Source organism: Shewanella sp. MTB7, assembly GCF_027571385.1.
Lineage (GTDB): Bacteria > Pseudomonadota > Gammaproteobacteria > Enterobacterales > Shewanellaceae > Shewanella.
Genome location: NZ_CP085636.1, coordinates 847,203 through 869,097, shown reverse-complemented (window position 1 = coordinate 869,097; position 21,895 = coordinate 847,203). Strand labels below are relative to the sequence as shown.

At 43.0% G+C, this 21,895-nt stretch carries 16 protein-coding genes; 8 read left to right on the top strand and 8 right to left on the bottom strand.

The features are described from left to right. Nucleotides 1–172: 172 nt before the first annotated feature. Nucleotides 173–2,698 carry a S8 family serine peptidase gene (locus tag HWQ47_RS03555; protein ID WP_269969821.1) on the bottom strand — a complete coding sequence of 842 codons (2,526 nt, stop codon included), beginning with the start codon at nucleotides 2,696–2,698 and terminating at the stop codon, nucleotides 173–175. 487 nt (nucleotides 2,699–3,185) lie between these two features. Here HWQ47_RS03555 and HWQ47_RS03550 point away from each other — a divergent pair, with 487 nt between their 5' ends. Further along, nucleotides 3,186–3,617 (top strand): curlin, encoded by a 432-nt coding sequence (locus HWQ47_RS03550; protein WP_269969820.1) that lies wholly within the window; start codon nucleotides 3,186–3,188, stop codon nucleotides 3,615–3,617. Nucleotides 3,618–3,631: 14 nt separating this feature from the next. Further along, the gene (locus tag HWQ47_RS03545; protein ID WP_269969819.1) at nucleotides 3,632–5,143 is read left to right on the top strand and encodes a curlin; all 1,512 of its coding nucleotides are present in this window, start codon (nucleotides 3,632–3,634) and stop codon (nucleotides 5,141–5,143) included. Between the two features lie 70 nt (nucleotides 5,144–5,213). Here the strand turns inward: HWQ47_RS03545 and HWQ47_RS03540 are convergent, their stop codons facing one another. The 6 genes from HWQ47_RS03540 to HWQ47_RS03515 form a co-directional block, all read right to left on the bottom strand. Further along, complete coding sequence (locus HWQ47_RS03540) at nucleotides 5,214–5,879, bottom strand: response regulator transcription factor (RefSeq protein WP_269969818.1); 666 nt, start codon at nucleotides 5,877–5,879, stop codon at nucleotides 5,214–5,216. Nucleotides 5,880–6,141: 262 nt separating this feature from the next. Next, a complete protein-coding gene (locus HWQ47_RS03535; RefSeq protein ID WP_442802065.1) occupies nucleotides 6,142–6,906 on the bottom strand; it encodes a CsgG/HfaB family protein in 765 nt (254 codons plus the stop codon). Nucleotides 6,907–6,909: 3 nt separating this feature from the next. Continuing rightward, on the bottom strand, nucleotides 6,910–7,299 hold the full coding sequence (locus HWQ47_RS03530) for a curli assembly protein CsgF (RefSeq protein WP_269969817.1): 390 nt from the start codon (nucleotides 7,297–7,299) through the stop codon (nucleotides 6,910–6,912). Nucleotides 7,300–7,322: 23 nt separating this feature from the next. Then, nucleotides 7,323–7,718, bottom strand: a complete 396-nt coding sequence (locus HWQ47_RS03525) for a curli production assembly/transport protein CsgE (protein WP_269969816.1) — start codon at nucleotides 7,716–7,718, stop codon at nucleotides 7,323–7,325. Nucleotides 7,719–8,009: 291 nt separating this feature from the next. Further along, a complete protein-coding gene (locus HWQ47_RS03520; RefSeq protein ID WP_269969815.1) occupies nucleotides 8,010–8,711 on the bottom strand; it encodes a single-stranded DNA-binding protein in 702 nt (233 codons plus the stop codon). Nucleotides 8,712–8,788: 77 nt separating this feature from the next. Further along, on the bottom strand, nucleotides 8,789–10,156 hold the full coding sequence (locus HWQ47_RS03515; protein ID WP_269969814.1) for an MFS transporter: 1,368 nt from the start codon (nucleotides 10,154–10,156) through the stop codon (nucleotides 8,789–8,791). A gap of 349 nt (nucleotides 10,157–10,505) precedes the next feature. Here HWQ47_RS03515 and uvrA point away from each other — a divergent pair, with 349 nt between their 5' ends. The 3 genes from uvrA (at nucleotide 10,506) to HWQ47_RS03500 (ending at nucleotide 16,540) form a co-directional block, all read left to right on the top strand. Beyond that, complete coding sequence (uvrA, locus tag HWQ47_RS03510) at nucleotides 10,506–13,346, top strand: excinuclease ABC subunit UvrA (protein WP_269969813.1); 2,841 nt, start codon at nucleotides 10,506–10,508, stop codon at nucleotides 13,344–13,346. A gap of 30 nt (nucleotides 13,347–13,376) precedes the next feature. Next, on the top strand, nucleotides 13,377–14,474 hold the full coding sequence (locus HWQ47_RS03505) for a M28 family peptidase (protein ID WP_269969812.1): 1,098 nt from the start codon (nucleotides 13,377–13,379) through the stop codon (nucleotides 14,472–14,474). A gap of 239 nt (nucleotides 14,475–14,713) precedes the next feature. After that, on the top strand, nucleotides 14,714–16,540 hold the full coding sequence (locus tag HWQ47_RS03500) for a DEAD/DEAH box helicase (protein WP_269969811.1): 1,827 nt from the start codon (nucleotides 14,714–14,716) through the stop codon (nucleotides 16,538–16,540). 150 nt (nucleotides 16,541–16,690) lie between these two features. On the opposite strand, the gene HWQ47_RS03495 is transcribed toward HWQ47_RS03500, so the two are convergent. Next, complete coding sequence (locus HWQ47_RS03495; protein WP_269969810.1) at nucleotides 16,691–16,924, bottom strand: hypothetical protein; 234 nt, start codon at nucleotides 16,922–16,924, stop codon at nucleotides 16,691–16,693. Between the two features lie 116 nt (nucleotides 16,925–17,040). Between HWQ47_RS03495 and HWQ47_RS03490 the strand changes: the two genes are divergently transcribed. The 3 genes from HWQ47_RS03490 (at nucleotide 17,041) to HWQ47_RS03480 (ending at nucleotide 21,874) form a co-directional block, all read left to right on the top strand. Then, nucleotides 17,041–17,430 (top strand): hypothetical protein, encoded by a 390-nt coding sequence (locus HWQ47_RS03490; RefSeq protein WP_269969809.1) that lies wholly within the window; start codon nucleotides 17,041–17,043, stop codon nucleotides 17,428–17,430. Nucleotides 17,431–17,646: 216 nt separating this feature from the next. Further along, nucleotides 17,647–18,657 carry an ABC transporter substrate-binding protein gene (locus HWQ47_RS03485; protein WP_269969808.1) on the top strand — a complete coding sequence of 337 codons (1,011 nt, stop codon included), beginning with the start codon at nucleotides 17,647–17,649 and terminating at the stop codon, nucleotides 18,655–18,657. Nucleotides 18,658–18,700: 43 nt separating this feature from the next. Next, a complete protein-coding gene (locus tag HWQ47_RS03480; protein WP_269969807.1) occupies nucleotides 18,701–21,874 on the top strand; it encodes a response regulator in 3,174 nt (1,057 codons plus the stop codon). Nucleotides 21,875–21,895 lie beyond the last annotated feature (21 nt).

Below are 21,895 nucleotides of genomic sequence, written 5' to 3'. Positions count from 1 at the left end.
TTCAAGTCAGGATTATTGCCATAACATACTCTGAGTAGATCAACTTCTTATACTGATTGGTATACATAAACGCAGTTCTAAAACAGTTAATGTATGAAGATATCTTGAAATGGCTTTCTACAGAGATAAAAAAGCGGCCCGAGGACCGCTAATGACAAGTAATTTTAATTACTTAGAACTGCGCAGTGATTGGATCTGAGCATAAGCTCGTTCCCGTTTCACAAACAGTATACTCAACCGATGCTGGCGCATCTCTGAAACGATCACGGTAACGACCGTCATTGTTTGTAGTTGCTACCATCTCTCCATCACGGTAAATAGCAACAGAGTTTCCATTTGCGCCATCCCAAAGCAGGTCAACTAACGCACTGCCACGACGAGACAACTTAGCGCGAAGTATTTCAGCTGTAATGACGTTATCAAATACATCAACATTCATGCTGGCTGTATCAGTGTTACCTTCAGCATCTGTGACGGTAAGTGATACGGCATAGCTACCCGCTGCAGCGTAAGAATGAGTAGGGCTCATATCAGTTGAAGTGTCCATATCACCAAAGTCCCAGCTGTAGCTAACGATATCATCGTCGGCATCGGTACTAGTATTGGTAAAGCTGACATTGTAACCATCAACACTGTATTCAAAGCTGGCAACTGGAACAGTAGGAACGCTATCACCGACACCTGAGATAACGATACCCCAGTTATTCAGTGTTCCTAGATCCGCAGCAGCATTATCGCTAACAGCCAGAGTCCAAGTTCCTATCGCCATCTCACCGTTAAAGTCAGCAAGATCCCAACTCATAACCACGTCATCAGTGCTACCGCCAGAACGGTTATGTAGCACGCTTTCCGTTCCTTCAGGAGATGTCAGAGTTACGATAAGATCGCCACTCCAAGTGTGGGTAATATCGACATCTGCAGTGACGCCAAACACTTGAATGTCATCCGTCACTTCAATAGTACTAACGATACCCGTTGGATCACTATCTGGAATATCCATTGGGTCATCATTGCCATAAGGGTAATCTTCAATACCCTGAGGCAGTACACCTAATGACACAGTTTTGCTCTTCTGAATAGTGCCATCATCACCAGAAACGGTAATCGTGTAATCACCCCAAGCAGTTGCAGCTTCAGTCATCACATCAAGTGTAAAGCTATCGCCATCCATTACAGTATCAGCAGATAGAGACACACCAGCAAGCGCTGGAGTCACCTCAACACTTAACGCAACAGACTCATCCCACCCTGCAACACTACCAACGCTGAAGTCATAACTAGCAGACATTCCCGCTACGATAGTTTGTGAAGATGGCGTTACTGTGAAACGATAACTTGGAGATGGATCAGCCATATCCAGTGCTGTTGCTATGTTCAAGCGAGCACCAGAAACGGTCTTACCCGTTAAGTCTGCATTGGCATCACCAGAATCCATCAGCAGTTGCTTCATCTCACCAATCGTGAGATCTGGATTAATTGACCATACGAGTGCAGCAGCACCGGCAACGTGAGGACTGGCCATGGACGTCCCGCTGAATACAGAGTAATTATTACCCGGCGTAGTAGACAGAATGCTGCTACCCGGTGCGCCCATATCCACAGATGTTGGCCCCCAATGAGAACAGCTATCCAGAGTGTCATTACGGGTAGTCATGGAGACAGCCAAAACAGCATCGGAGTCGTATGAAGCCGGGTAGCTTGGCTCCTGATCGATATCACGTGCAGGTGCTCCAGCCCTACAATTACCTGCCGCAGCGACAAACAGAATGCCTTCATCACCACTGGCTTCGATGGAATCTTTCAACGCCTGGCTGAAAGCACCGCCTCCCCACGAGTTATTACTCGCCTTGATATCAATACCATGATTAACTTTAAGATCAGTCAAGTAATCGATACACGCAATCGCGCCTTCAGTAGAACCTGAACCTCCTGCATCGAGGAACTGACAACCAATAATGGACACATCCCAGTTAACACCGACAACACCGACACCATTGTTACCTTTTGCTCCGATCGTGCCAGAAACGTGAGTACCATGGCCGTTACCATCCATCGGATCACCATCATCATCGATAGCACTGTAACCATGGACATCATCAATTACGCCGTTGCCGTCATCATCAATACCGTTACCTGCAATCTCATTTGGGTTAGTCCAAATGTTACCTTGGAGATCCTCATGGTTGTAATCAACACCGGTATCGATCACAGCAACAATGACATCAGTGTCACCTGTCGACGTATCCCAAGCCGTTACTGCATCGATATCAGCACCAGCGGTGCCACCATCCTGACCGGTATTATTAAGCCCCCACATTTCAGGGTAACGAGGATCATCAGGCATACCTAGCGCCTTGATAACATAGTTTGGCTCAGCATATTTTACCGCTGGATGTTGACTGATCATTTTAATTGCTTTTATTACATCAGATCCTGAACGTAGTGATAGACTTGCTAACTTACCATTCATTAAATTGGCAAACTTATCATCAACACCATCAGCATTAGCGTCACGGATTGAACCGCGAACTAAACGTTGTGCAGAAAGACGCTCTGACTGAGTGGCATTATCTTTATAGACAACAAGGATCGAATCTTTAACGTATTCATGTTGAGTGACTTTTGCCTGAACTGGCGCTGCGGAGACCGTAATTGCAGCCGCTATGGCAAGTGCAATCGGTGAAATCTTATTAAACATATTCTGACTTCCTTTTTATCCCTAAATTCTATATCCGGAATCAAATCCAACTAAGACCCTTTTCTCGGTATTAATCCTCTCCCCAAGAAAGTCTCAAAGTAAATTCCGGTGCATTTCACAGTCAGGATTGTTGCCACAACGCTCGCTATTTTGAAAGCTGACTCACGGGCTTTACAACCTTCTTACTACGTCCATTGCCTTAGCACTTTAAGCAAAACGATTAGAAGTCAATCTAGAAAATACTATTAAACAAAATGCAAACAAACAGTTAACACCAATAAGGTTTGATAAAACTTTTTTATTGGAGAGACTTTGATAAATAGACTTTCTTCCGATTGCGGCATTTTCACATGTCTGTAACTTGAACCCTCATCTGGATCTGTTGCCGCAAACTTTAGACAGCAGTTCTTAGGGATAGTAAAACGAGTTCGATTGGGTTTGAAAACGAAACAAGCCTAAAAATCATCAATAGATAAGAGGTATTAAAGTGTCAATACTTAACTCTGTACTCTTACTGTTTATCACTCTTTGTTGCAGCACTTGGGTGTTGGCAGATGATGCGCTAGACACTTCGAGTACCTATGAACTGCCTGTCACTCTACAAACTCTTCTTGAAAGCAATGGCCGAGAAAACCTAGTTAACCTAGTTCAGCTAGGCAACCTTAATACTGCAAATATTTTGCAAGTCGGTAGTTACAATTACACTGATCTGCTGCAGTTAGGGGAAAGCAACCAGGCTGATATCGTTCAATATGGGAAGAATAATCAAGTAGAGCTGATTCAGGTTGGTGGTGATAACCAAGCCTCAATTACACAAGTTGGCAACGATAACTTGGTTAATTTAAATCAACTTGGCAGTGCTAACTTCTCCATCGAGCAGATTGCTGATGGTGCTGAAATAACCATAACACAATATTAAACAGGGAAAGTCATATGAGATCTCAGACTAAAAAAACAATACTTGCGCTAGCGATCACTGCAGGATTAGGCATGACTAGCTCAGCATTTGCTGGCTCAGATAATTCCGCAACTATTACACAAACCACCAATACGGCTGATACTGTTCAAGGACAAGAAGCCTATGTCGAGCAGACTGGCACCCTTAGTGTTGCCGTTGTGAGCCAAGAAGGTGATAACCAATCAACTACTGTCGTGCAAGAAGGTTCTTCTGTAGAAGCTTATGTTAACTCCACTGGTTTAGGTAACAATACTGAAGTTGATCAAGCCGATGAATCACACAAAACCAATGTCGACGTAACAGGTAACGATAACGAAACTTACGTTGCTCAATTCGACTTCTCCAATGTCACCAATATTGATGTCACAGGAAACAACAACAGCGTAGATGTGGCACAAGATGGCTCAGAAAGTGAAGCCGTCGTTGAGTTAATTGGTGATAACAATACCGCAGTCATCAATCAAGATGGTGATGATAACTTTGGTGTCTTCCGAGTACAAGGTGATGATAATGACGGTGCCATTACACAATCTGGTAACAATAACGTTGCTGGTATGGTCTCCCTTGATATCACACCAAACGTAGGCAATAACAACGATGTTGAGGTTTACCAAGAGGGAAATGGCAACCTAGGTGCGGTTAAAGGTGTTGCAGGCGATGACAACAACTTCGTGGTTAGCCAAATCGGTGATGACAATACAGGTTTTGTGTACGGACTCTCTGGTTCTGATAATGAAATCGAAATAGATCAAGAAGGAAACGACAACACATCTTATCTGGCCTTCACTCAAGGCGATGATAATTATATTGAAATAGTTCAAATTGGTGATAGCAACACAATTGGTGACACGCTTATTGCTGAAATTCAAGGTGGTGATAACGATATCAATATCGATCAAGAGGGTGACAATAACGGAGCTGAATTCCAGATTTTCGGCGACGATAATGATGTCACCTTAGATCAAGAAGGTGATACCAACTTTGCTACGTTTGGTGCTTATGGCGACAACAATGATTTCGATCTAAGAAGTGATGGCGATAATGGGGAAGTAACCGCATTCGCTACTGGTGATGATAACAATATTGATATTAGCCAGGAAGGTGACGCCAACTTCGGATATGCCGAGATAACGGGTAACGATAATGATGTCGATATTGAGCAAGATGGCAGTGATAACGAAACGCTAGTCACTGTGGTTGGGATGAATAATAGCGATGTAGAGATGACACAAGATGGCGATCTCAACCTTATTGATCTCATTATAACTGGCGATGAAAACATTGGCTTAATCACACAAACGGGCAACGGTAACTGGGTTGGTAGTGTTGATAATGGTGCCTTTTCCGTCACTGGTGATAATAACAGTCTAACGATTGCCCAAACCGGCAATGACAACCTGGTTATGGGTTCTCAAACTGGAATGGACAACACGATATCTGTGACCCAAACCGGAGACTTCAATACAGCAACTGTTATTCAAAACTAGTGTTAAATAGCAATACATAAAAAAGGGAGCCTATAACGGCTCCCTTTTTTATTATTCGAATAGAGTTAATTTAAGAACATAACTCCAACTGACTCTGATAACTTTGTGCCCATCTCAACAACTCAACTCGATTACGGGACTGAGTCTTTCTGAAAATAGAAGAGATATGTGCCTTAACGGTATGCTCACTAATGCATAGTCTATGAGCAATTTCTTTATTTCTAGCTCCGCTGGACACCAAGCTAATAATCGTTCTTTCTCTGCTGGTCAGCATCTGCATCATCACAGCACTGTCTTGCAAAGTATCATTAGCACTGTCTAACTTTCGCACGAGACGGCTAAAAACCTTGCTGATCAATTGCCGGTCAAAATACAGCTCTCCTTCCACCATATTGGTAATACCTGACATCAGTGAATCCATACCTTGATTTGAGTATAGAACCCCTTTTATGCCCAATAACAAGGCTGACTCAGCCTGCAATGAATTAGGTTCAACCTGATGAAGTGCAACTGGAAACTGTGAAGCAAGTCTAGATGCAATCAAAGGAATACCCTTATTATCTAACGCTTCCCCTTTTTGAGCGATAAAACAAAAGCTATTTGACATTAACCCATTAAATAGTTCTGAAGACTTACTGATAATACGCGTCTTTAATCCGATAGAGTCGGCCAAAATAGCTAAGTGACATGGCGCCTCGATTTGATGAAAAAAGACAAGTTCATCGATTTGGTTCATATAAATTCTCCTTGTCGATACCCTTTATGTTCTTACCCTGAAAAAAACATAAAAATACTCTCTGGTCCATAAGAGTTGATACATTCTATTTACCTTTGGAATTCATTATTATAACAAAACGATATAAATTACCAGAAAATAAACTATAAACGCAGGATTATAGCTGTAAACTTACACATACTAGACTTATCATCTACTAAGGGATATTTTATACAGATAAACTGAATAAAAAACGGGCTAAAATCAATTTAACCCTTGTCCCTCAAGACTCTGAACTCCAGTACCCTAGCTCAATGCCTTTATCCACCATTTCAGCAACGGCTAACTCAATCGCTTGCAGGACACAAAACTGCACAGGTTCATTAGTGGTAAACCCTATCTCAGCTTCGGCTAAGCGGTTCAAACTGGTAAAACGGATCAGACCAGCCCTCATCTCCTGAGAGAACACGCGCTTAGTTGTCGACACAGAAATCATCACTTTACCGCTATGAACATCGACGGCCCTCAAATAGATAGTGACTTGATCTTCACGATAAAGCTCAGAAGCACCGATGCCATAATATTCAAGTCCGATGCCGCCAGTGCTCACATTCGTCTCATAACTGATAATCCCCCCCTCCAATAGCAGTCGTGCATTGGTCAGTAGAGGCACTTCGGACTCTTTATTTTTAACCGGTTGTTTTTTGGTTATTTTTCTTTCAGTTAATAGATTTTGTAATCCTTCACGTTCCACCGGTATAAACCAACGTGACTCGAGTAAAGTTTGTATTAGCATTGAGGTGGCACCTTGAGTCACCGCGGTAGAGAATGAGCTGACATTCTGTTGAGGTTTATATTGTCCAGTTTGATCCCGAAACGAATAGACAGCGACAGGAATGGGGTATTTAGGACCCTGTTTATCCTGTAACTCTTTCATGGTTTCACTTACTGGATTAATTTCAGCTTGAGTAATGTTCAAATCAGGTTTAGCGATTAACCCACAGGCTGATAAGGAAAATAAGGCAATCAGAATCAATACATTTTTCATCAGTTATCCCCCGCCATATACAGGCATCTCAATCACAGTGACTTCGCCAGTTAGCAGGTTAGTAATCGTTAACATCACTCCACTGCCAATCGTTGCCACTTCGATACGAAAGTCCCCAGTATCATAGGTACCATCAGTAACTTCACCTTGAGCAACCTTTCTGGTTATTTCATTGAGAATATTACGCTCCAATGACTCTTTAAAACGGGTGACAAAATCTTTATCTGAGCTCTCTGCCACATGATCATTTTGCGCATTTGCCTTATTGAGCAAGTAAGATCCATTGAGCGGTGAACCACCGAAACTTGGATTAATGGGGGTATAGACTAACTCTGTCGCCTGAGCGCTGCTAATAGTTATACTTGCAGCCAAAATTAACATCCTGTAATTCATAATTATTATCCTAATCTCTGTGGCTAATAGCCGTCATCGATGCTGACTAATTCACCAGTAACCGCATTCGCCTTTATCTGGGCTATATAATCAATAGTAAGTAAAATCGCTTGTTCCGCTCGCGCTTTTATCGGGTTAGCCCTACGCCCAAAATGAGTGATATAGATGGTTTGTCCATTAACCTCTAATGTCAGCTGAGTTCCTGCCTGTGGAAACACGGTCTCGTATAAAGTCACGTTGAAGCCCTGAGTAAAAGTCAGATCTCGCCAGTAACTTGAATAGTAAAAACCAAAGTCTTTACCAAAACGCGTTAGAGTCCTATCTATAACTAAACCACTGATTTCAATGTCATCTTCAGACGATAATGTTGCAGTAGGAAAAGTTAAAAGAAACAATAATAAACATGTCCACTTTTTCATATGTTATCAACCTCAATCAATACAAAGGCTCACTATATGGCACTCGATACACAGCTAAGTAGGATTTACTCAAGCCCTGTAATACTGTGGCTTGGAGCGAATAACTACACTATCAGCAATACATATTTTTTGACGGACAAAAATGTTCAAAAAATCAAAATACAAAAAAGCGAGAAGAAAGAAGTAATACTTTTGGGCTAGATGATAGAGTGGAGAGGCTAACAATAGACAATAAAAAAGCCTCTTAATTAAGAGGCTTTAGTCTAATTGTGACAGCTTAGATTTTAAGTGCTAAAAGGGGATGTCATCATCCCAACCATCATCAAGATCTGGGGTAAAATTCTGCTGTGGTGCTGCCTTTTGAGGCTCAGGTGCTGGACGCTGCTGCGGCGTGGCTTGTGGCTTAGGCGCGTAGGCAGGAGCTTGCTGCTGACCTTGTTGCTGGCCCTGTTGTGACTGGTAGCCACCTTGCTGTGGTGCTTGCTGCTGAGGAGCTGACTGAGGTTTAGGTGCATAAGCAGGCTGCTGTGGAGCAGATTGAGGCTTAGGCGCATAACCTTGTTGTGGAGCTTGCTGCTGCGGTGCATTGTATTGGTTTTGCTGCTGACCTTGTTGTTGGCCATAATCGCCACCTTGTTGCCCACCACCTTGGCCACGGCTATCTAACATCTGCATTTCACTAGCATTAATCTCAGTCTTATAACGGTCTTGACCGGTAGACTGATCTTGCCACTTACTGGTTTGCAGTTTCCCTTCGATATAGACCTTAGAACCTTTCTTAAGGTATTCGCCAGCAATTTCAGCCAGACGACGATACATAACGATGTTGTGCCATTCAGTACGTTCTTGTGGTTGACCTTGTTGGTCTTTCCAAGACTCACTCGTCGCCACTGTAAAGTTGGCGACGGCATTGCCATTAGGCATATAACGAACTTCAGGGTCTTTACCCAAATTACCGACCAAAATTACCTTATTGACACCACGACTGGCCATTGAAATCTCCTGAGATATACTTACAAATTACAATAAATTCTACACCGAATTCCTGTCAAATGACATGAAATTACGACTTAACTGACAGAGCCTAACACAGCTCGCGCTTCTCTTAAATCGAAATGCTCATCAACTTTTAAATAAGCGACCTTCTCTTCAAGCACCACTATCGCCTCGGCAACACCGGCGAGTTCAGATAACTTAGTTGCCATGGCTCTCGCTTGCTCTTTACCTTCAACTGTTGCTTCAAGGGTATAGCTCTTTAGCAACACAGGATTCTTCATGCCTAAGGTTAAGAATAACCACACCGTCATCAAACCCAATGCGACCACAAACACCCCTTCAGCACCGACTAACTGATAAGCTCCACCGCCTAAAATTCCACCACAGAAGGCGCCGAGAAACTGACTCGTTGAGTAGACCCCCATGGCAGAACCTTTGTCTCCGACAGGACAGAACTTGGCAATCAAACTGGGCAATGATGCTTCCAGATAATTAAAACCGGTAAAAAACAACACAACTGCGATACTCAACACGACAAGATTATTGGCAAACAGTGCCATTGAAGCCAATGCCAGCATCATGATAACCAGAGCAACTTGAAACGTCGCTTTAGTATTCTTCTTCTTCACACCTATGATGATGAGCGGCACCATTAGGAAGAAAGCCCCCATAAAAGCGGGAAAATAAAGCATCCAGTGTTTTTCTTTCGCCAGCCCCGCATCCACTAAGTCCAGCGGCAAAGCCACAAATACGGCAGTGAGCACCAAGTGCAGAATAAAAATCCCAACGTCTAAGCGAAACAGTTGAGGATCGGTCACCATAGCTTTCAACTTAGCCGGCATGGCTAAGGTATCCCCTTTAGGCGCTTGAGTGATCGGATTTGGTACGAGAAATTGTACGATGACCATCCCTAAAACAGCTAGGCCTGCGGTTATCGCAAACAAACCTGACAACCCCAGAAACTGGGCAACAATAGGGCCTACTAGCAGTGATAACGCAAAGGAAAAACCGATACACATACCGATTATCGCCATCACCTTAGTTCTCTGTTCATCCCGAGTTAAGTCAGCTGCTAGCGCCAGAACTGCGGCGGCTATAGCGCCCATGCCTTGTATCGCACGGCCTGCCACTACGCCATAGATAGTGTCCGCATTAGCGGCCACCAGACTACCAAAGGCAAACATCATTAAGCCAATAAGAATAATAGGCTTACGACCAAATTTATCCGATAAAATCCCCATAGGGATCTGTAATGCAGCTTGAGTCAGACCATAGGCACCAATGGCAATACCCACCCATAAAGGCGAAAACCCTTCAAGATGTTGCCCGTAAAGCGCAAAGACAGGCATGATCATAAACAAGCCCATCATGCGTAAACCAAATACACTGGCTAAAGAAAACGCGACTTTCGTCTCAGTCTTTGAGAGTCCGCTATTGGCCATGTTCCGCCCTGATCTGAATACATAAATAAGTCGGATATGGTATCACGAAGCCCTTAATTAGCTCAAAAGGAAAATCAAAAAACTGCGAGTTCATCGCTGCCTAGCAGATGATAGAATCAAAACACTGAAAATAACTTGCTAAGCATTTGGCTTTCTCGTAAGTCCAATGCTCCGTGTATTCAAAAGCCGTTATATCGTCGCTAATATTGTTCGCCTCAAATTTTGGCTTTTATACCCTGCCCACTTTCGATCCTAAATCTTCCCCACACTGCCACTCATTTTATCCTCTCTGCTTTTGTTAATTTTTGTGCGATAATCGATCTCTTTTTTATTTGGCATAGAGAGACAGATGGACAAGATTGAAGTACGTGGTGCCCGCACCCACAATCTAAAAAACATCAACCTGACAATTCCCAGAAATAAATTAATCGTGATCACTGGTCTCTCGGGATCAGGTAAATCATCTCTGGCATTCGACACTCTTTATGCCGAAGGTCAAAGGCGATATGTTGAATCTCTTTCAGCCTATGCTCGTCAATTTTTAAGCTTGATGGAAAAGCCTGATGTTGATCATATCGAAGGGTTAAGCCCGGCAATCTCGATCGAGCAAAAATCGACATCACACAACCCTAGATCGACGGTGGGAACCATCACTGAGATCTATGACTACCTACGCCTGTTGTTTGCCCGCATCGGTGAACCACGTTGCCCAACCCACGGTCAACCTTTAGCAGCCCAAACCATCAGTCAAATGGTGGATAAAGTATTAGAACTCCCAGCCGGCAGCCGGCAAATGCTGCTTGCCCCTGTGGTCAATAATCGTAAGGGTGAGCATGTTAAACTGCTCGAAGGACTCTCGGCACAAGGTTTCATTCGCGCTCGTATCGACGGCGAAGTATGGGATCTCACCGACCCACCTGAGCTTGAGCTGCATGTAAAGCACACCATTGAAGTGGTCGTTGACCGCTTTAAAGTTCGCGACGATATCCAACAGCGACTGGCAGAGTCATTTGAAACGGCACTCGAGCTTTCAGGTGGTATTGCCACCGTTGCCGACATGGACAGTGACTCAAAAAATAAAGATGAAGAGCTGCTCTTCTCTGCTAATTTTGCCTGTCCACAATGTGGCTATTCAATGGCGGAACTCGAACCACGAATCTTCTCATTTAACAATCCAGCTGGCGCTTGTGGCACTTGTGATGGTCTTGGCGTGCAGCAATATTTCGATCCTGAACGTGTCATCGTCAATGGTGATTTATCATTGGCTGGCGGCGCGATTCGGGGTTGGGACAGACGTAATTTCTATTATTTCCAAATGCTCAGCTCGCTTGCGGAACATTACAAGTTTGATGTTGAAAAGCCTTTTGTACTGCTCAGTGCTGACATAAAGAAACTCGTTCTTTATGGTTCAAGAACGGAGAGTATCGCCTTTAAATACATCAATGATCGCGGTGATGTCGTGGTGCGCAATCATCCATTTGAAGGCATCCTCAATAATATGGATAGACGCTATCGCGAAACAGAGTCAAATGCTGTTCGAGAAGAGCTCGCCAAATTTATCAATACCCAAACCTGTCAAAGCTGTAGCGGCTCTCGCCTACGTGAAGAAGCGCGTAACGTCTTCATCAATGATCTCAACATGCCACAGCTAACTCAATGGTCCATCGGCGAAGCCATGGCGTACTTTTCCACGCTTAAGCTCACAGGGAAAAGAGCTCAAATCGCTGAAAAAATACTCAAAGAGGTGGGCGACCGTTTAGGCTTCTTGGTCAATGTAGGGCTTAACTATTTGAGTCTGTCTCGCTCTGCCGACACCCTTTCCGGTGGTGAAGCTCAGCGGATCAGACTCGCCAGTCAAATTGGTGCAGGTCTAGTGGGTGTGATGTATGTTCTCGATGAACCTTCTATCGGCTTGCATCAAAGAGACAATGAGCGACTGTTGCAGACACTTATCCATCTGCGTGACATTGGTAACACAGTTATCGTAGTCGAACACGATGAAGATGCGATAAAAATGGCTGATCATGTGATCGATATCGGTCCTGGCGCTGGTGTGCATGGCGGTGAAGTGATCTGCGACGGTACCTTAGAGGATATTCTGAATTGTGAAGAATCCATCACTGGCCAATACCTCTCAGGTAAGAAGCAGATCCACATTAGTGAAGAGCGCGTTGCCTATAATGGCGATAAGCTTATTGAGCTCTTCGGTGCTAGCGGTAACAATCTTAAAGATGTCGATCTAATTATACCTGTTGGGCTATTTACTTGTGTTACCGGAGTATCAGGCTCAGGTAAATCAACCCTAATCAACGATACCTTTTACAAGATAGCCCATCGACTACTTAATGGGGCAACGGTCGATGAACCATCGCCGTACCGTGAGATCAAAGGCATGGATCATTGTGACAAAGTTGTCGATATCGATCAAAGCCCGATTGGCCGTACTCCACGCTCAAACCCAGCCACTTATACGGGTATCTTTACGCCTATCAGAGAGCTGTTTTCTGCCACTCAAGAGTCTCGAACCCGTGGTTATAAGCCTGGTCGGTTCTCCTTTAACGTCAAAGGCGGACGTTGTGAAGCTTGTCAGGGGGATGGCCTGATAAAAGTTGAAATGCACTTCCTCCCCGATGTTTATGTACCTTGTGATGACTGTAAAGGTAAACGTTATAACCGTGAAACCTTAGAAGTTAAATACAAGGGTAAGAACATCCATGAGGTGCTGAACATGACTGTTGAAGAGGCTAGACCCTTCTTCGAAGCGGTGCCAGCCATAGCCAGAAAGCTGCAAACCTTAATAGAGGTAGGTCTCTCTTATATCAGTTTGGGGCAGAGTGCCACGACCCTATCCGGTGGTGAAGCGCAACGTGTTAAGCTGGCAAAAGAACTCTCTAAGCGAGACACAGGCCAAACCCTCTATATTCTCGATGAACCAACGACAGGTCTCCACTTTGCCGATATTCAGCTCTTGCTGGATGTATTGCATCGATTAAAGGCTCACGGCAACACCATTGTGGTTATTGAGCATAACTTAGATGTGATTAAAACCGCCGATTGGATCATCGACTTAGGACCAGAAGGCGGCGATGGCGGTGGAACAATACTCGTTGCAGGAACACCTGAGCAGGTCGCCGAGAATACTGAATCTCATACGGCACGCTTTCTTAAACCTTTATTGGAAGTAAACTAAAACTAGGCAAATAAAAGCAGAGGAATATAGATGGGTTTTACTGACGAAAAGATCGCGGTTAGGTTCTTGCAGAAAATCCATCTCCAGCACTTATTAATGCTGGCCTCTGTGTTATTACTCAGTGCATGTTCCACGTTTAAACCTAGCTGTAAAACCCAACTAACATCAAATTGGGTCGATACTAAGAGTCTACAAACCGATATTGCTAAACTTGCCTCTGATGAATTGGAGGGGAGAAAAACGGGGAGTCAAGGCGCCGTTTTGACCCGCATCTATATCAATCAACGTTTCACTCAGATCGGACTTACCCCCTGGTTTTATCCGGCATTACCACACAGAAGCAACGACCAACCCCATACTCCACTCGATAATCGAATCGACTCTCAAGTCAAAAATGCAGCCTTTGATGTTCCCTTTATTTATTCACAAGGTTTTCATCATCGCCAAGGTCGTAATGTCGTTGGAGTGCTTACAGCATCACGCCCCTCTTCACATTGGCGGCTTATCGTCGCCCACTATGATCATTTAGGCATAAAAAGAGGCAAAATATACCCAGGCGCCGATGACAACGCATCCGGCATTGCAGCCATGTTACAACTTGCCACTTATGCTGCTGCGAATAGATCACTCTACCAAGACACAAACTTGATGTTTGTGGCTACTGATGCAGAAGAGCCCGGTCTCTATGGTGGCTATGCCCTAGTTGAAAGGTTGAACTTGCCTCATTCCATTCCTAATGCCGAGCAGATAGAGCTAGCAGTTAACTTAGATATGGTCGGTCGACCAGATCGCTCCAATGTGATCCATTTAGAGGGGAGAAGAGGGTTCAGTCAGTTTTCGTTAATTCAGCAAAACCTCATAAAAGAGACTGGGCTTTGTATCAGAGCCTACCATTCCAGAAAACGTACAAGCATGGCGGCTCACATCAACTGGCTCAGGGCTTCAGACCACTACCCTTTACATAAAGCGGGGATCCCTTGGCTCTACTTTGGCGTCCCACCTCATCAAGATTATCATGCACCTAGCGACACCGTAGAAAAAATAGATCTTGAATTTCTGGCCGCTGTAACCGCCTCAGCGCACCAACTGCTAATAATAAACAGTTTACAGCTAGAAAACGTACCATAAATTCGACTAATAAATTATTTTTTTCTACGCTAACTTATTAATTGGCCAGCTATTTACCTTTAAATAGTCGTATTTATCCATTGCTGCCTTATATTTAATTGGTAATACCAATTGCACCCTGCTATAATAATCGGCTTATTAAAGCAAATTTTGTTGCGGGAAGTCGACACGGGGTTGATTTTCTGTCTATAAACCTAAGTGCACTATTTGCACTCTGTTATTCCACAAGGCTACAACCCATGTCATCCGAAGAAAAAACTTTCCGCGAACTCGGTCTTTCCGAGCCTTTGCTGCGTGCTCTTGACGAGCTTGGCTACGAAAAGCCTACCCCTATTCAAGCTGCGAGTATCGCTCCTCTTATGGCCGGTAAGGACATATTAGGTCAAGCGCAAACAGGTACCGGTAAAACCGGTGCTTTTGCTCTGCCACTTTTGAATAGAATTGACCCTAACCTTAATTCTCCACAAATTTTAGTACTAGCGCCAACACGTGAACTTGCTGTTCAGGTTGCTGAAGCATTTGCTAGCTACGCTAAATTTATGAAGGGCATGCACGTACTACCTATTTATGGTGGTCAGAGCATGCAACAACAGCTTAATGCTCTTAGACGTGGTCCTCAGATCATCGTTGGTACTCCTGGCCGTGTTATGGACCATATGCGTCGTGGCACTCTTAAGCTAGATTCGCTTAAAGCTATGGTACTTGACGAAGCTGATGAAATGCTAAAAATGGGCTTCATCGATGATATCGAATGGATCCTTGAGCACACACCTAAAGAGCGTCAACTAGCACTTTTCTCAGCTACTATGCCTGAGCAGATTAAGCGTGTTGCTAGCAAGTATTTGACTGAGCCTGTTCACGTTAAAATTGCAACGACAACAACAACTGTTGAAACCATTGAACAGCGTTTCGTTCAAGTATCACAGCATAACAAGCTCGAAGCACTAGTACGTGTTCTAGAAGTTGAGAAGACTGAAGGTATCATCATCTTCGTTCGTACTCGTAACAGCTGTGTTGAGCTAGCTGAAAAGCTAGAAGCTCGCGGTTATGCTTCATCACCACTACACGGTGACATGAACCAGCAGGCTCGTGAGCGTGCAGTTGATCAGCTTAAGCGTGGCAAGCTAGATATCATTATCGCCACTGACGTAGCGGCCCGTGGTCTAGACGTTGAGCGCATAGGACACGTAGTTAACTACGATATCCCATATGATACTGAAGCTTATGTACACCGTATTGGCCGTACTGGCCGTGCTGGTCGTACTGGTATGGCGATTCTGTTCGTCACTCATAGAGAAATGCGTATGCTACGCACTATCGAACGTGCGACTAACAGCCGTATCTCGCCAATGGATGTACCAAGTCCAGAGACAGTAACTGAGCGTCGTCTATCTCGTTTAGGTGAACAAGTTTCTGAAATCATTGCTAAAGACTCTTTAGATTTCATGAAGGGCGCTGTTGCACAACTTTGTCAGCAACTTGAAGTGGATACTGACGTTCTTGCTGCTGCATTACTGCAACAAGTTCAAAAAGATCGCCCTCTTCAGTTACCATCAATTAACGAACGTCAGCGTGACAGTCGTGATGATCGTAATGCAAGTGATCGTGGTGACCGTAACTCTCGTGATCGTGCTCCGCGTGATCGCGCAGAACGTCCTCGTCGTGATGCTCGTCCGACTCCAACTAATCTTGGTAAAGCCGATGCACTAAAAGACAATCCAGACGTTAAGATGTGTCGTTACATCATCGACGTAGGCCGTGAGCATGGTGTTGGAGTCGGTAACATTGTTGGCGCAGTGGCTAACGAAGCAAACATCGACAGCCGTTACATTGGTCAAATTCAGTTATTCGATAACATAACAGCTATCGATCTGCCTGATGGAATGCCAAAAGATGTGCTTGAGCACCTTAGAAAAGTTCGTGTTTGTGGTAAGCCACTAAACATACGTGAAGCAGATGGCGCAGAATTACCTGCTGGTGGCGATAGCCGCCCAGCACGTCGTCCACGCGATCGTCGTCCAACGGGTGACAGAAAGCCACACCGTAAAGGTCCTGCTAGTGAGTAAATAATTTATCAGTGCACTTTTTATAAAGTGAGCTAATAAACAAAAAAGGAGCCAAATGGCTCCTTTTTTAATACCCGAATGGCTGTAATTTCTCGGCATCAATATTGGGATAATAACGTTTTAATTACACTAAGAAACGTCTGTTTTAAGCTAACTCGGACAGTGGCTATCAATGATACTGGTTGAGGGTGATATATAGACTGAAAACTCAGGCATGCTTGTAACAATCAACTTTCCTATCGATATTGCAACGCTATGACGCATAGTACTTAACTTAGCGGTAATGGCGAGCCCGACAACCCCAGCCCCAACAACAATGACATCCAGTTTTCCATCCCACTCTAACTCCTTGTTTAGTACTCCTTGCCCTATCACACACGACAAAATATAAAACTAGATAACCGATAATTAACAGCGCAAAACTCTAGCGTTGCAACCCGCAACGCAATCAATTATATTATTAATGGCAATTCTCAATAAAAAACAACAAAGAGGAAAGCATGAAAAGGTTAAGTTTTGGCTGCACTATCAACCATTTAGACTGTGATATAGCAGAGGTTATTGTCGACAGCGGAGTTGAGCTAGGTATAGAGATGGTAGAAGAACTTGATAATTACCTCAGCCATTTTTATCCAGGAGATTTTGCGCTGCTCATCAATAAACAAAACCAATACAGTTATACTTTCGAAGCCGAACTTTGTCTGGCTTCTCTTGAGCATCAAAGAGCTCTCGCTATCTTATATCATGACCGACAAAACGAGCATATTCCTCCCCAGTTAAATCAACGGGTCGCTCTTGATGACATCAATATTAAAATATTTCCAGCCACTAAGTTAGGTATAACTAGCGCCATTAATTGGCTTAAAGATATCTTGATTAAAGCAAGGTAAACTCATTTCACTATCGATTTACTCCCTTGTTAAGCGAATACAACAACGAAGTGGGCTTGCGCCAATCCTCTGAACCCTGCATTTCCAAGCTGCACGGCATAGCTTCCCATCTCCTATGCCGTGCCGAAGCGGGGATAACCTCATCAAAATACCTAATATAGCCATCTTTTCAGATGAAAGAATTCATTTTAGTCTATTGTTATATCAAGAACATTCATGAAAGAATCTATGCACATGGTAAATTTCTCTTCAGTAGACAAAAAACGGTTAACCGCCTTACTTCTTATTATTGTTTTTAGCATCACTACTCATCTTAATCAGGCGAGAGCTGACACTCAATATAGGGTGGGGATTGCTGCTTGGTCTGGCTACAATACTAGCATTCAAGGATTTAAAGATGGAATGGCTGATGCTGGTCTCGTCGAGCATATACATGTGAGTTATCTTGCAGGTGAAATAGGCAGTGATAAACAACTACAAAAAAAAGTAGCACAAGAATTTAAGCGCTTAAAAGTCGATCTGGTTTACTCCCTTACTACACCAGGGACAGCCATAATGAAGGAAATATTACCTGAGCAGATGCCTATCGTTTTTTCAATTGTCACCTACCCAGCAGATTCAGGACTTATCGAGTCTTTCGAGTACTCCGGCAACAATCTGGTTGGTACCAGTAATTTTATTCCTTTAATCAACTATATATCTTTACTTAACCTCATCCAACCCAATGTTAAATTGGTGGCTATTTTTCACCGTAAAGGAGAGCCTAATTCCAATATCCAAGCCGCAAACCTTATCCGCTTACTCAAACGAGAAGGGATCACCAGCATCAATCTAGAGCCCTCTGATATTAATGAATTAACACAAATGGCAATGGAACAAGTTGGCAAAGTAGATCTGTTTATTACTACAACTGACACACTATTACAGGGAGGCGGTGAAGCGGCATTAATCGATATATCTCTGCAACACAAACTCCCTATCCTTAGTTCAAATAAGAGCGGTATCGAACAAGGTTCAACATTTGGCCCCGTAGCAGACTTCTATACACTCGGTAAGATGGCGGGTAAAAAGGCAGCTAAAATCCTCTTGGAGAAGATCTCTCCTACCAGACTCGAAACTGAACTACAAAATCCGCCCCTATTTCTAGCAAATAAAGACAGCCTCAAGCAATTAGGTATCGTTCTGTCAAATGAGGCCAGAGATAAGATAATACTGATAACTCCATAGCTCTAAATTGAGCAGTTGAATCTAGGATCACAAGTTATATTGCATGAAGCTAATTACCAAATTAATCGTATCGGCCTCTATTACCGTCATTCTTGTCATAGGCTCAGTGGGATATTATCTCCAGTTCCAAGTCAGAAGCTTTATGTTGGAGATGCAAGCAAGTCATATTGAGGGCAATGCTGAACTAGCAGTAACGAAAATAGATGATAAACAACAGCAGATACTTGATATTCTAAAAGTTGCGGCTCGTAATCGAGAGATTAAAAAGGCCTTAGATCTCTACGACAGTCGTGGAATTAGCCAAGTTCTTAACGACCTTCCCTATATTTATCCATTCATTAATTATGTGCTAGTCACTGAACCTGACGGCTCTGTTTTTTCCACTAGCACTCGAAATCATAATGATAAAAAGCTAGATGGCGAGAATTTACTTCTACACAATATTTTAATCCATCCACTATTTAATGCATTAACAGAAGAGGATACATTTTACAGTACCTACCACATTGATCCATACCTCAACCTTATTGGAGTTGCTAAAGATAAAAGCCAATGGCTAGCTACTAAAATTAAAAAACGTGGCAAGTTTATAGGATGGTTAGTGATTTCAATTGATTGGCATAAGGTCAATCAAGCCGTTCTTAAAACGTTAGTCGAAGAACTCAACTATACAAATAATCATGTCACCGCCGCCTTTATTCGATCTAAACAAGGTCAGGTACTCGTACAACACTTCGCAGCCTCACAAAAACAAACAATGACGAAAAGTCCGTTACCTCAGGAGCTGACCTCAACGAATGCCAAACATAACCACGGAAGTAGTCATGTTCAAAATAATGAAGTTCTGATCGTTTATGACCAGGATAAGGTACTACAACCTCTAAAAGAGATCTCTCAAGTGATCTTAATAACATCTCTATTTAGCGCATTTATATTGGCTAGCTTTCTCTATTTTCTCGTTAAACATGGGGTAGTAAATAGGTTAGATACTTTACGCCTTGGCTCAGAAGCGATAGGCAATGGCGATCTCAGCTATCGAGTACCTAATCTAGGTAATGATGAAATTTCAACCTTAGGAGATGCCATGAACACCATGGCAGAAAACCTGCAATTAACCACAACCAATAAAGTACTTTTAGATATTGAGATCGAAGAACGTAAAAAAATTGAGTTTGAGATAAAACAAACTCTTACACTGTTAGAGTCGACGTTAGAGTCAACCGACAGTGGCATATTGGTCACAGGAACACAGGGCAATATTTTTAAAATGAATAAACGGTTTTCAGCTCTTTGGAAGCTGGACAACTTAACATTAAAAATAGATGACAAAGGGCAAATGCAGCAACACCTCAATGCACAACTACAACATAAAAATACACTGCTAGAAACTACAATATTAAATACCCAAGACATACATCCTACTTTTGATAAGCTCTATTTTAATGATGGACGCATATTAGAGCGAGTCTCCTTACCCATGAAACTCGATGGTCAAATAAATGGACGAGTCTGGAACTATCAGGATATCACTCAGCGGATAAAGTCAGAAAATGAGTTAATCATTGCCAAGAATGCAGCCGAAGATGCAGCGCTAGCCAAAAGTGAGTTTCTGGCAAGTATGAGCCATGAAATACGAACTCCAATGAATGGCGTATTAGGCATGCTTGGGCTCCTGCTCAATGGTGATTTAAAAAAGGAACAAAGACGTAAAGCATTTTTAGCACAATCCAGCGCCCAATCTTTACTGACCTTAATCAACGATATATTAGATTATTCAAAGGTTGATGCGGGGAAATTAGAGTTAGAAAATTTAGATTTTAATGTGCATCAGATATTGGGAGAAATAGCTAAGTCTATGGCTATTGAGGCGCAAAATAAAAACCTAGAACTTATATTAGATCTATCAGGTATAAAACATGCGAACGTAAAAGGTGATTCTGGAAGAATTAGACAGATAATCACAAACTTAGTAGGCAACTCAATTAAATTCACCTCACAGGGTGAGATTGTAATCAGCGCGAAATTAAACTCTTTCGATGATAAATATTGGTGTCTAGAATGCTCAATTAATGACTCCGGAATAGGTATACCCGAAGATAAGCTTTCGACACTGTTTGATTCTTTCAGTCAAGTTGACGCCTCAACTACACGGGTATTTGGTGGTTCAGGACTCGGTTTAGCCATTGTAAAAAAACTATGCCTGCTGATGAATGGAGATGTAAGTGTTACCACAAAACCTAATCATGGAAGCTGTTTTAGCTTCTATATTCATTTGGAAAAAATTGACCACTCACAACTTACCCTACCCAGAATTGATATTAACTCACTTAGCTTATTAATTGTCGATGATAACGAAACCAATAGAGAGGTGCTTAAGGGGCAACTCGAGCTCTGGGGAGCTGAGGTTACAGAAGCAGACAGTGGCCCTCAAGCACTAAAACTCTGTCAGGCTAGGTTACAAAAAGATAAACAGCTCTTCGATGTCGCTTTTTTGGATATGTGCATGCCAAAAATGGATGGCGCCATGTTAGGTAAGCTACTGCAAACTTCCCCGCATTTTAATAAGATAAAACTCATAATGATGACCTCTATGTCCCAGGAAGGAGATGCACAATATTTTGCAGATTTAGGTTTCCATGCTTACTTTCCTAAGCCTACAACCACTGAAGATCTATTCGAAGCCCTATCCATCGTCGTTGATGCTGGTGATACTTTACAAAATGCAGTCCCACTAGTAACACACAACTACCTCACCACGCTAAGCCACAAATATGAACCAGCTCCAACCAAAGTGACACAACAATGGAATCAGACAGCTTCAATACTCCTAGTTGAAGACAATTACGTTAATCAGCTTGTTGTGTTAGGGATCCTAGAGGAGTTTGGTGTCACTCCAACTGTTGCCGCCAATGGCATTGAGGCACTTGATAAACTGAATAACGAGACCAATAAATTCAACATTATTATAATGGACTGCCAGATGCCTGAAATGGATGGGTATCAAACCACCCGAGCAATACGGTTAGGGCAAGCTGGTGTAGAGTATGTAAAGATCACCATCATAGCGATGACAGCAAACGCTATGATGGGTGATAAAGATAAATGTATTCAGTCTGGTATGGATGACTACTTAGCTAAGCCTATCGACCCCGATAAACTTATTTTAAAACTCAAACTTTGGCTTGAATCAAATCAAGCAACATCAAATAATGGATAGTACAGCTAAATAGCCACTCGA

Coding starts and splice junctions, on each gene's coding strand:
- HWQ47_RS03525 (WP_269969816.1), bottom strand. CDS start 7,718: ATGAAAAAGTGGACATGTTTATTATTGTTTCTTTTAACTTTTCCTACT.
- HWQ47_RS03505 (WP_269969812.1), top strand. CDS start 13,377: ATGGGTTTTACTGACGAAAAGATCGCGGTTAGGTTCTTGCAGAAAATC.
- uvrA (WP_269969813.1), top strand. CDS start 10,506: ATGGACAAGATTGAAGTACGTGGTGCCCGCACCCACAATCTAAAAAAC.
- HWQ47_RS03515 (WP_269969814.1), bottom strand. CDS start 10,156: ATGGCCAATAGCGGACTCTCAAAGACTGAGACGAAAGTCGCGTTTTCT.
- HWQ47_RS03545 (WP_269969819.1), top strand. CDS start 3,632: ATGAGATCTCAGACTAAAAAAACAATACTTGCGCTAGCGATCACTGCA.
- HWQ47_RS03500 (WP_269969811.1), top strand. CDS start 14,714: ATGTCATCCGAAGAAAAAACTTTCCGCGAACTCGGTCTTTCCGAGCCT.
- HWQ47_RS03520 (WP_269969815.1), bottom strand. CDS start 8,711: ATGGCCAGTCGTGGTGTCAATAAGGTAATTTTGGTCGGTAATTTGGGT.
- HWQ47_RS03535 (WP_442802065.1), bottom strand. CDS start 6,906: ATGAAAAATGTATTGATTCTGATTGCCTTATTTTCCTTATCAGCCTGT.
- HWQ47_RS03540 (WP_269969818.1), bottom strand. CDS start 5,879: ATGAACCAAATCGATGAACTTGTCTTTTTTCATCAAATCGAGGCGCCA.
- HWQ47_RS03490 (WP_269969809.1), top strand. CDS start 17,041: ATGAAAAGGTTAAGTTTTGGCTGCACTATCAACCATTTAGACTGTGAT.
- HWQ47_RS03485 (WP_269969808.1), top strand. CDS start 17,647: ATGAAAGAATCTATGCACATGGTAAATTTCTCTTCAGTAGACAAAAAA.
- HWQ47_RS03530 (WP_269969817.1), bottom strand. CDS start 7,299: ATGAATTACAGGATGTTAATTTTGGCTGCAAGTATAACTATTAGCAGC.
- HWQ47_RS03555 (WP_269969821.1), bottom strand. CDS start 2,698: ATGTTTAATAAGATTTCACCGATTGCACTTGCCATAGCGGCTGCAATT.
- HWQ47_RS03480 (WP_269969807.1), top strand. CDS start 18,701: ATGAAGCTAATTACCAAATTAATCGTATCGGCCTCTATTACCGTCATT.